Source organism: Methylobacterium sp. D48H (assembly GCF_053345715.1).
On record NZ_JBKFAP010000005.1, the window covers coordinates 182,963 to 192,748 of the forward strand.

The following is a 9,786-nucleotide window of genomic DNA, read 5'->3' on the forward strand; positions in this document are numbered from 1 at the left end:
AGAAGCCATCCCCTCGGATCAACGGCCACGTCGATCCGGCCGTCGCGTGGGGATCAATGGCCGATGGAAGGACGCAGCCTCGCCGCTTCGGTGAGCATACGCAGGTTGTCCAGCAAACGACGCCGAAGGTCGTCCGGCGCCCGCCCGAACGCCGATGCCAATTCGACGAGCGTTCTCGATACGGCGTGCGGTCTGGTCGGTCTTCCCTCCTCCGAAGTGAATGGACCGTCCGTCTCAAGTAGGAGGCGCTCGATCGGCAGCGACCGAACGAGCTTCATGCCGCGTTCGCTGCCGAGCATCTGCCTGTTGATGGAGAAATAGCATCCCAACGCTGAAGCACGCCGCGCCTCGGCCAGGGATCCCGTGAACCAGTGAAGCACCACGGAACCGCGGTCGGCGGGCAGATGCTCATCGACGAGGTCCAGCACTTTCGTCGCGGCTCTCACGCTATGGACAGAAAGGATCTTCCCGCCTTGTGCGGAACACGCGATCAGGACCCGTCGAAACACCTCCGTCTGCCGCTCCAGGCTCCGGAAATGCGCTGGTCCAGCATCGAGCCCGACCTCGCCGACGTAGCGGGTCTCATGGACGTGGCGTTCCCACAGGTCGATCTCGCGCTCGTGCTCGGCAACCAGCTGAGGGTGTAACCCAAGGCCGGCCCGCACGTGGCGCGTGGGGCCGCAGAGGTCCCGATTGCGTGCCCACGCCCGCGGGGTCGTCGTCACGGCGAGCGTGTATATCCCGCGCCGCTCGCAATCGGCGACCAGCTCCTCGAAATCCGGGAAGAGATCCAGGTGGCAGTGGAAGTCGATCAGGCGGTCGGTCAAGGAAGCTCCGGCATGGCGGGGGAGAACGTCTCGACGCCCTGGAGCAGGCGACCGACCTCCACCATACCACGTCCGTAGACCCCCGCGAGGCGCCCCAGGTTGCCCGCATCCTCCCTCAGCGGCCCAGGCTTGTGGATCAGGACCCGCGCGATGTCTGGATCTGCCGCGAGCCTGCCGACGGCGTACTGGAAGCCCCGGACCTGCCGCCCCTCCGACTTCGAGGTACTGAGGGCCCGAGCCGTGAGGTCCTCGCAGCGATATCCCGTCGGGTCGTTGCCCCGTCCCCACGCGCCTTCCACGGCCGCCCGCCGAATCAGGCAAGGGACGCATGTTCCGCAATGCCGCCGCAGATCGCGCTCATAGCGGCCCTGGGACGGGTGCGCGCAGGAGATCGAAAGCGGCGTCAATTCACGAAGCAGCGCGGGAGCAACGCACTCGGCGACCATCTCGCCCTTCGTCCGGTCCCAGTACCGGTTCACGACGGTCCCCTCGATCCCAATCGCGGCGAGTAGCTCGTTCCAGCGTCTTAGGTAGTAGGGATGGGTCGTGCGCGTGCTGTTCGAGCCGAGCCGGGTCGGGTCGAGCGGCACGTTCAGGGCGATCAGGCCGTTCTCGGGGATGCGCAGCTCGAACGGGCGCCTGAGCCCGGACCCGGCCAACGCGCCGATCGCCAGGAACAGGAAGGAGCGCCCCCGGGTCGACTCCTCGCCGCCGACCCCGGGGACGAGGTTCCGAGGGAAGGTCAGCGCGAACCTAAGGCGGGACAGCTTCCGGTTCAGGCGCCGCTCGCCCAACAGGCGCTCGTTCAACCTGTCGAACAGATCGCGCTGGGGACCGCTCACCGCGCCCTCGCCGGCATGGCTGACGAAGAGCGGGTAATGCCCCGTCATCAGGGTGTCGACGGCGCCGATCAAGCTGTCCAGTCCGCCGGAGAAAAGGGCGATCCCGTCGAAATCCGCTATCTCGATGCCAGGGAGATAGGCCGGCGACAGGTTCTCGAAGCCGACGGGCCGGGATCGGAAACGGATCCGCCAGTGGTCCCCCGTCAGGAAGCGCAGCATCCGTTCGAGGACGGGTGCGGCCGCGCTCCACCGGTCGGGCTCCGAGACCGGAACGACGAGGCCGATCTCGCGCGTCCAGCTGTCCTGGGAGGTCGCGATGCGGTTCAGTCGCGTGTCGGCCGCGTGGACGTGCGCGGCGAGGACGATCAAGTCCACGCCGATCTCGGTCGGACGGACCCCGAGGTCGCGCAACGCCCGAAGCGCGGGGCCGATGCCGCGGCCCAGCGACCTTTGCCCCGCGACGAGGTCGAACCGTGTCACGACCTCATCCGCCGCCGCCTCCGGAGCGTAGCGGTCGTCGGGTCCGAGGTGAGCGGCGAGGACATGGCGCGTCATTCGTCTTCCCCTTCGATACGCCCCTCGCCCTCGGCCGCTGCATCGCCTTCCGCGTCGAGGATCCCGATCGCCTGCTCATAGAACTCGTCGATCGAGGCCGTCAGGTCGTCCGCCGGGAACGCATCCCCGGCCTCAGCGAGGGCCTGCTCGACGCAGCCGCGGACGAAGTCCTTCAATCCCTCCTGCAAGGCGGCGACTTCGTCGATGTCGCGCGGAAGGGTCACGAGGTCGTTGGCGATGGCGTTCACGATGCGAAGGTGCACCGCATTGGTGATGTACAGACCGAGCACCGCCCGGATCGTCTCGATCCCGGGGCGTTCGAGGTCGCCGAAGCCGCGACCCATCACCTCGATCACGGCCTCCAGATAAGCCTCGCGCGAATGCGCGTCGTCGAGGTCTCCGTCCGGAGGACAGACGATATCGACGAGGCCGGCGTAAAGATCCTCGATCGGCCCGTCCGCCAAGGCGCCGAGGTCGAGCTGCCGCGCGATCTCCCGGATGCCTCCCGGATCGGTCGAAGCCCTCGCAAGCACCCCGGCGAGCCGGGCGGTGGCCGCCCGCTCGGAGGCCATACGTCGCGCGGTCCGGCCGACCCCGCCGCCGGCGCGGCGGACGAAACCCCGGGCCGCCCGCCCAAGCGCCCGTCCGTCGCCCCCGCCGGACTTGGCGTAGACGTTGAAGCTTCGCCGCGCGGCTTGGTAGCGGGGCGGCTGCGGCGCTCCAGGTTGGGGTCCAGCGGGCGCGACCGGGGCGACCGGATCGGCAGGATTGCCGCCGGGGTCAGGCGCGCCATCCGCCGGATCGGACGCGCCGGGTGGAGCCTCCGGTGGCGCAGGCGGATCGCCCGGATCAGCCGGCGGGGCACCCGGAGGGGCATCGTCGCCACCGGGCAACCAACTCGGCAGGAGAGGGTTCGCGTTCCGACCGCCGCGGTAGGGGGTGGACGTTCCCATCAGGGACGCCCTCCACGTTGACCCCGCCGCCGCCCGGCCGCCCGCATGGCCTCAACGGCACGCTTCAACAGGGCGTTGTCGCTTCGCGCCCAGGTGTCGAAGACGGCGTTGAGCCGCCGAAGGGCCTCCTCGTCTTGGACGAAGCCGTGTACCGACACGACGCCCGGTCCCAGTCGGTCGACAGGGAGCTCGGCCAGAACGTCGACGTAGCGGACCTGCAACCCAGGATGGGCCTGGGTGAGCACCGCCAACCCGGCCATGGCCGGCGGTCGGGCCTGGAACGACTGGGCCGACAGCAACTGCCCGCGCAGGTCCTTGAACACCGCATCGATCTCGGGCGGCGTCAGGGTCCGGACGGCCGACGTCACGTTCGCCGCGTTCAGGTCGCCGCCGGTGAGCCGCGCGACAATGTCCTTCAGCTTGGCCGAGAGCGGGGCCGCGCCGGACAGATAATTGCGGCGGTCCTTGATGACGAACAAGTACGGCTTGAGCGTCTCACCGCCCAGCTTGGGCTTGATACGGGCCCATTCCAGAACCTCGGGGCGGAGCTTCCAGTCCTCCAGCACCGAAGCCAAATCGTCGGCGGCGTTCGGATCCGGTACGGCAGCAGGGGGATCCGCAGTCGGCGCCGGGGCAGTGGCTTCCTCCGCAACCGCCTCGATCCGTGCGATCAAGGGCGAGATCCCGTCGGGAGCCTTCGCCACCAGCGTCGCCATCTGGGTGAAGACGCTCTCGGGCAGGAACATCTCCGCCAGCATGATCTTCGCCAGGCGTGTCGGCTCGATCGCTGCCCCGAAGCCGCGCGCCTCCGCCACGGCCAGGCGGAGGTTCAGGGCGTTCAGGAATCGCTTGATCTGCCGCGGGTTACCCTTCGTGCCGGCCGCCAGTACGGGGCTGATGCGCTCGGCTGTCAGCAGCGCGTTGCGGATCCGCTCCTCAGGCCGCTCGCCAAGTACCGCCTTTAGGTCATCCGACTTGATGCCTTCGCCGTCCCACGGCGTCCGAAGGGCTGCGCGACCGAGTTTAAGCAGATCCTTGAAGCGCTTGTCCTCCTCGCCGAGGACGCTGCCGAGCAGCAGGAGGGTGACGTAGATCCGTGTCTCGGTCTCGCCCAGCGCGGGGATCCGAAACGGCACCTGGAGGAGCTTCTCAAGGTAGGCCCGGGCATAACCCTGGGAGTCCTCCATCTTCGGAAGGTTCGGGAAGTGACGGCCGACGGCGTACTCGATCATGCGTTCGTCGGCCCCCACCACGAACGCCGTCTTGTCGAGGAAAACAAAAAGGCGGATTGCTTCCAGCGTTTCGATCGCCGTTTCAGGTAGGCAGCGGTCCAGGTCGTCGACGAGAACGACGATCCGCTCGACGTTGGCTCGCTCGATGAGCTCCTCGAACGATTTGCGGAACTCTGCGATCTCGCGAGGGACGCTCCGCTTGCCCGACTTCTCGCCTTCCTTCTTCAGTGCCTCCGCCTGTTCAAGAGCCGCCTGGCGCTCCTCGGGATCGGTCACGATCTCCTTGATCTTGTCCGTGATCGCCTCGAACACCTCGCCGACGCCGAAGGCCGGCAGCCCGGTGAAGAAGGTAAAGGCGAGCTTGCCACCCATCTTCGCGGCCTTGAGCACGTCGATGTTCTCGCGGATGCGCGCGACGACGTCCTCGGCCTTTCTCAGGAGCGACCGGTTCTCGATAAGGCCGTTCACCACCCCTTCGATCAGGGCGATCTTGGCATCCTCGAAGCCCTGGAACTGCCAGCCATTGAACTTGATCAGGCAGGTCGTCTTATCCTTCTCAAGAGCCTCCTCGACCATTTTGAGGACGCTCGACTTGCCGGCGCCCCAGTCGCCGTGAACCCCGATCGTGATCGGGTGCTCGGATTTCTGTCGGATGAGATTGAGGACGGTGCTGGCGATCGCCTCGTTGTTGAGGAGATCCACCTTCGTCTCGTGATCGCTGAGGTATGCCAGCCCCGAAACCGCGCCTTCGGACATCCTCGCCCCCTAGACGGACGCGGCCTCCCGATGACAGACGAGAGCCGTTGCTATTCTGTTCCTCTCATCTGGTGACCTTGGCTGTTAGTACAAGCCCCGGTTGAAACGAATGTTTGAGGCCGCCGTCTGCGGCACGGGCTACGTCGAGTTCTACCTGCACGCGGTGCTTCGGGCAGCGTGGGGGACCTCGACCTTCAGGTATGCCTTGCTGGTCGCCTCCAACTTGGGCTGGGATGCCGACACCACCGCCGCGGTCGAAGAATTGATCGCAGGGGCCCTTTGCGGGGCCCGCGCCATCCCGTCCGAATAGCTGGATCGCCTGGCTGGCCGCGGCCGTATCGAAAATCGGAAGGAACTCTTTTTCGATGCGACCGCCGTTCCCCCCGGCTTCGGGTCCTAAACCGGCATTATCTAAGAAGGCATTCCGCCTGCTGCCATGTCCCAATTCTTGAGGAGCAGCGAGTTCGAAGCCGCCGGTTTGTCTATAGGGGAGGGGGGCTGCCGGCCATATTCCATCATTGAGTTGCCTGCGGCCGCAACTTGGCGAGTGATTTTTCACAGGATCGCCCGCGACATGCTGCAATAGGCCCCTCCAGCTTCATGATCGTGTCGGAACGTCCGCAGGTAGGGCACGGTACGTAGTACCAGCATTCGATATTCTGCCGGTTGGATGAATTCGGGGTGCGATTATCGAAGTGGTGGGGCCGCCATTGCTTGACGATGTCGCCCGGAACGAGCCGCCACAGTTCGTCGTGTGCCCTTGCGCCCCCTTCGAGATTGATGGCGATATTCGTCCGGCGGGTGACATTGCTCCGCTCGTTCGTGACGATCGTCGACGTTCCCCTCTTCCGGCCTCCCCCGGCACTCCCTTCGTCTTCGTCGACCGAGTTGGGCGTCGGCAGCGCAAGACCAAAATCGAGGTCGTGGAACTCCGCGCGAACCTCCTCCTTCATGGCAGTTGAGCGCAGAACGACCGTGACGATGTAATCCTGGTCGATCTGAAGGCTGCATTCCAGGCGTTCGACGAGCGGGGTCGCATTCGGGTCGACCGGTAGGCGGGCGACGCACAAGGTGATCCTCGGCGCCCCCGGATCGACCCATCCGATGTCGCGCGGTTTCGCGAATTCGAAGACGGCCACGCCGTTCCGCGGGTCGGCGCAGAAAAGCGTGTTGTCCTTGATCTTCCCAGGATCAACCTTTTCGACGGGGAGCCGATGCCCGGCAGGAACGAGGGGGTGGTAGGAGCCCCGCCCCGATCCATCCGCGACCAAGACCTCGATCGGCTTCGAGAGCGAAAGCTCTAGCCCGTCATGGGCGATCCATGCCGCCCCTTCGGCGATGATCCGATCCCCATGCCGGAGCCTCGGCACGCGCCCTCGGAAGCGCTCGACAAGACCCGCCTGAATGGCGGGCATGTTCACCATTCCGCCGGTGGCGAGACACAGATCGACGTCCTGGGCCGACAATCCGGCTTCTTCGAGCAGCCGGTCGATCAGGGCGAGCCCCTTGGCCACGATGTCGGCACTGATCCGTTCGAGGTCGGCCCGCGTCACGGTCAGGCGGATGGTGCTGCCGGCCCCTTCCGTCCGGAGATAGTCACGGATGAACAGGCTGCGGCTCGCGGTCTCCCGATCCGAAAGACGCTTCTTCATCGTCTCCGCCTCGTTGAGCAATCGGGGCCCCATGCCGGGGTGCTCCAGAGCCGTCACGTCCTCCAAGCCGTGCTCGATCGCGTGCCGCTCGCGGAAATAGTTGCGCAGGCGATGGTCGAAACGATCGCCTCCGATCCCGTTGTCGCCGACGTTGCGGACCTGCATGATGGCTCCGCCCTGGATCCGGCAGAGCGTGAGGTCGAGCGTACCGCCGCCCCAATCGAAGACCAGGACCGATCGACCCTCCAACCGCGCGATCTCCCGGCCACGTTCCGCTTCCGGCATTGATCGAAGGTAGGCGTAGAGCGCCGCGACCGGTTCGTGGACGAACTGGACTACGGCGATGCCGGCCGCTCGGGCCGCCTGTCGGAGCGAACGCCGCTCGATCCCGCCGAAGTCGACGGGAATCGTCATCACCGCGCGATCGAGGGCGAGACTGGTTTTGCGTCGAGCGAAATTGGAGCTGGCGTCCCTCCGGAGGTGCGATAGCACCTCGGTGACCGCGTCGACGGGGTCGATCGGACGCCCATCGACATCGATAGGGCCGCGACGTCTCAAGCTCATCTTCGGCGAGCGCACGAACCCCGAGGGCGCCGAACCTTCGAGATTGTCGAGATGCTGTTTGGCGGCATGGCCGACAACGGTCTCACCGGGCCGATACCACAGCACGGACGGGTGTGGGGCCTGGGTTCCCTCATCGATCAGCGAGAGCGCCTCCTCGTCGGCGATGTAGGATGCGAGACTGTTGGTGGTGCCGAAATCGATCCCGAACGTGATACCGGTCACCTGGCTGCCTCCTTGATGATTGTCAGCGCCTCGCGAACCCGTTCGAGGGCGATGTCCGGGAAAGGCGGATCCCCCGCCAGGGCATCCACTGCGGTATCCAGCAACGGACCGATCTCGCGATCCAGGAGAAGCTTCTGCCTGGCCGAGACCGCAGCCATATCGTTGCCCCAGTGCTGCTGCCGCTCCTCGAAGCGCCGCTCCGCCGCGGAGAGGCGATCGCGAAAGTCGTCACGTTCCGCGGTCAGGGATGCGACTTGAGCCTTCAAGGCCGCTGCCTCGCGCCGGGCGGCCGCCAGTTCGTCCTCGATGCCAAGCCGGCGGCTATGTTCCTTCTCGGCGCGCTCGGTCGCCTCGCTCACCGCCCGCCGAGCAAGTCCCGCGACCGCCGAAGCCTGTCGAATTCCTTTCATCTCGCCGCCGGAGAGCGCCCGAACCACGGCATCCTCGGCGCCGTCCTCATCCGCGAACAGCAGGCCATAGATCTCCTCCAGGGCCTCGCGCGGCTTGAAGGTCGATCGCGGCGTGAGCCAAGTCAGGGCGAGCAACAGGAGGGTTCGCGCTTCAAGGCGCGCATCCGCGAACTCGGACGTCAGCTTGGGGCTGACATCCTCCAAGACGCCCCGGAAGATGGTGGCCGCATCACCGCTCTCCATCTCGAACCGACCTGGCAGGCGTTCCCGCAGGCGGGCCAGCACCGTCGGGCGCACCCATACCGAAAGCGGGGGCGGCAACTTGGGCTGACCAGCCAACGAGAGCAGTCGAGTACCGACCGGATCATTGACCGGCATCGCCGCCATGGCGGCCGCGACGTCGGCGTCCTCGAACCGCTTGCGTCCCGAGTTCCTGACGGCGCCGACGAATGCCGCGGCGCCGATTGGCTTCTCCTCGAAGAACGAGGCAAGCGTCGCCTCGACCTTACGAGGCTGAGCCTTCTTCTTCGACTTGGCGGCGTCAGGCCGCTCGGTCGGGAGCGGTCCCTCGGGTTCGGCCTGGGAATCGATGGGTGGCAGGGCTGTGTCGCTCATGAGGCCATTCTATCGAGACACGGCCGCGCCCACGAGGCGAACGGATAGACCGCAGCGATCCTCGCAAGGGGTTCGGCGGCTTCGGCCGTATGGCCGAGACGCAAAGCCGCCAGCGCCCAGAGCGCAGTTGCCTTCTGCCGATCGACGATATCGAGGCTCAGGGTTTCGGCGACCTGACGACACTCGTCGCGTAGGACCGGGCCCCATCGATCTTCACGGGCGAGACGCGAGGCGAGATCGAGGATGCGACCCGTACCGTGGTCCACGGGGCAGACGCGTCGTAGTGCGGCGGAGGTGTCGTCGGCCGGTTCCGGACATGGCGCGCCCGGGCCGACCAAGATGGCCATCGCGAGATCGAGCTCCCGATACCCGGTCAGGGTGTTGCCGGGCGCGAACGTGTTGAGCGCGAACCTGATCAACATGCACAGGAGGTACGGCAACGGCCGGGCATGGACCGAGAGGCGATCGAGCGCGGCATTGAAGTGCTCGCGGTATCGGGCGAGCGGAGTGGTCACCCGGTCGGGCGACTGTTCCTTGACCAGAACGCCAAGAACGTACGCGGCGAGCCCCTCGGCGTAGTCGCGCCCCCCCGCCCCGCATCTCGGGTCGTTGAGGAAATCGGATACCGACATCGAACGGATATCGTCGATCGTCAAATGGTCCTGGAAGGCGGCCTCGACCGCCGAAAGCTCCCCGATCGACGCGATATGGAGCGACACGCGGTAATCCCGGATCGCCGGCGCCGCACCCCTCACCACCGAATTGACCAGCCGCACCCCGATGGTGCCCCGGGCGACCGTCGACAGGCACCGTCCGACATCCTCGGGCGGGACCTGGACCCAGCCGCGTCGATCGACCTGGACCTCGGCGGTCGTAGCGTTCGCGACAACGACGTCCGACGGCCCCAGGGGCACCCGGATCAGTTGACCCTCGCGCGGTTCTCGGCCTGCGACCACCATGACGGGGGGCGCTACTTGGTGCTGGTCGATGACGTGCGCCTGAAGGTCCCTTCCCGTCTCGAAGGTGTAGTTGCAATGGGGGCAGGCCAGGATCCTGCGGCGGGGGCCCGAAGGATCGGGTGGCCATTCGATCGCTGCCAGGAAGCGATCCCAATCGCCTTCCCGGACCCATCCGTAAGTAGGCATCCGTCGATCCTTA

At 66.4% G+C, this 9,786-nt stretch carries 8 protein-coding genes; 1 reads left to right on the forward strand and 7 read right to left on the reverse strand.

Annotation, left to right across the window (positions count from 1 at the left end; translation table 11 throughout):
- Window positions 1-53: 53 nt before the first annotated feature.
- Genes qatD through qatA form a run of 4 tightly spaced genes read right to left on the reverse strand, consistent with a single transcriptional unit; the run spans window position 54 to window position 5,165 of the window.
- Complete coding sequence (gene qatD, locus ACLBX8_RS12655; RefSeq protein WP_447715252.1) at window positions 54-827, reverse strand: Qat anti-phage system TatD family nuclease QatD; 774 nt, start codon at window positions 825-827, stop codon at window positions 54-56.
- The gene (gene qatC, locus ACLBX8_RS12660; RefSeq protein ID WP_447715253.1) at window positions 824-2,224 is read right to left on the reverse strand and encodes a Qat anti-phage system QueC-like protein QatC; all 1,401 of its coding nucleotides are present in this window, start codon (window positions 2,222-2,224) and stop codon (window positions 824-826) included. The genes qatD and qatC overlap by 4 nt, the downstream gene beginning before the upstream one ends.
- Window positions 2,221-3,177 carry a Qat anti-phage system associated protein QatB gene (gene qatB / locus ACLBX8_RS12665; protein ID WP_447715254.1) on the reverse strand — a complete coding sequence of 319 codons (957 nt, stop codon included), beginning with the start codon at window positions 3,175-3,177 and terminating at the stop codon, window positions 2,221-2,223. The genes qatC and qatB overlap by 4 nt, the downstream gene beginning before the upstream one ends.
- Window positions 3,177-5,165: a Qat anti-phage system ATPase QatA gene (gene qatA / locus ACLBX8_RS12670; protein WP_447715255.1), complete on the reverse strand. Its 1,989-nt coding sequence runs from the start codon at window positions 5,163-5,165 to the stop codon at window positions 3,177-3,179. Before qatA ends, qatB begins: the two co-directional genes overlap by 1 nt.
- 109 nt (window positions 5,166-5,274) lie before the next feature.
- Here qatA and ACLBX8_RS12675 point away from each other — a divergent pair, with 109 nt between their 5' ends.
- Window positions 5,275-5,475, forward strand: a complete 201-nt coding sequence (locus ACLBX8_RS12675; protein WP_447715256.1) for an ADP-ribosylglycohydrolase family protein — start codon at window positions 5,275-5,277, stop codon at window positions 5,473-5,475.
- Between the two features lie 205 nt (window positions 5,476-5,680).
- Here the strand turns inward: ACLBX8_RS12675 and ACLBX8_RS12680 are convergent, their stop codons facing one another.
- The 3 genes from ACLBX8_RS12680 to ACLBX8_RS12690 are packed head-to-tail and all read right to left on the reverse strand — an operon-like array spanning window position 5,681 to window position 9,773.
- Window positions 5,681-7,603: an Hsp70 family protein gene (locus ACLBX8_RS12680; RefSeq protein ID WP_447715257.1), complete on the reverse strand. Its 1,923-nt coding sequence runs from the start codon at window positions 7,601-7,603 to the stop codon at window positions 5,681-5,683.
- Window positions 7,600-8,628, reverse strand: coding sequence for a hypothetical protein (locus ACLBX8_RS12685; protein ID WP_447715258.1), 1,029 nt, complete (start codon window positions 8,626-8,628; stop codon window positions 7,600-7,602). The genes ACLBX8_RS12680 and ACLBX8_RS12685 overlap by 4 nt, the downstream gene beginning before the upstream one ends.
- Entirely contained in the window at window positions 8,625-9,773 is a 1,149-nt protein-coding gene (locus ACLBX8_RS12690; RefSeq protein ID WP_447715259.1) for a hypothetical protein, read from the reverse strand. Before ACLBX8_RS12690 ends, ACLBX8_RS12685 begins: the two co-directional genes overlap by 4 nt.
- Window positions 9,774-9,786 lie beyond the last annotated feature (13 nt).

Excerpts from the sequence above, each read along its gene's own strand:
- ACLBX8_RS12690 (WP_447715259.1), bottom strand. The coding sequence starts at position 9,773 with ATGCCTACTTACGGATGGGTCCGGGAAGGCGATTGGGATCGCTTCCTG.
- ACLBX8_RS12685 (WP_447715258.1), bottom strand. The coding sequence starts at position 8,628 with ATGAGCGACACAGCCCTGCCACCCATCGATTCCCAGGCCGAACCCGAG.
- ACLBX8_RS12675 (WP_447715256.1), top strand. The coding sequence starts at position 5,275 with ATGTTTGAGGCCGCCGTCTGCGGCACGGGCTACGTCGAGTTCTACCTG.
- qatA (WP_447715255.1), bottom strand. The coding sequence starts at position 5,165 with ATGTCCGAAGGCGCGGTTTCGGGGCTGGCATACCTCAGCGATCACGAG.
- qatB (WP_447715254.1), bottom strand. The coding sequence starts at position 3,177 with ATGGGAACGTCCACCCCCTACCGCGGCGGTCGGAACGCGAACCCTCTC.
- qatC (WP_447715253.1), bottom strand. The coding sequence starts at position 2,224 with ATGACGCGCCATGTCCTCGCCGCTCACCTCGGACCCGACGACCGCTAC.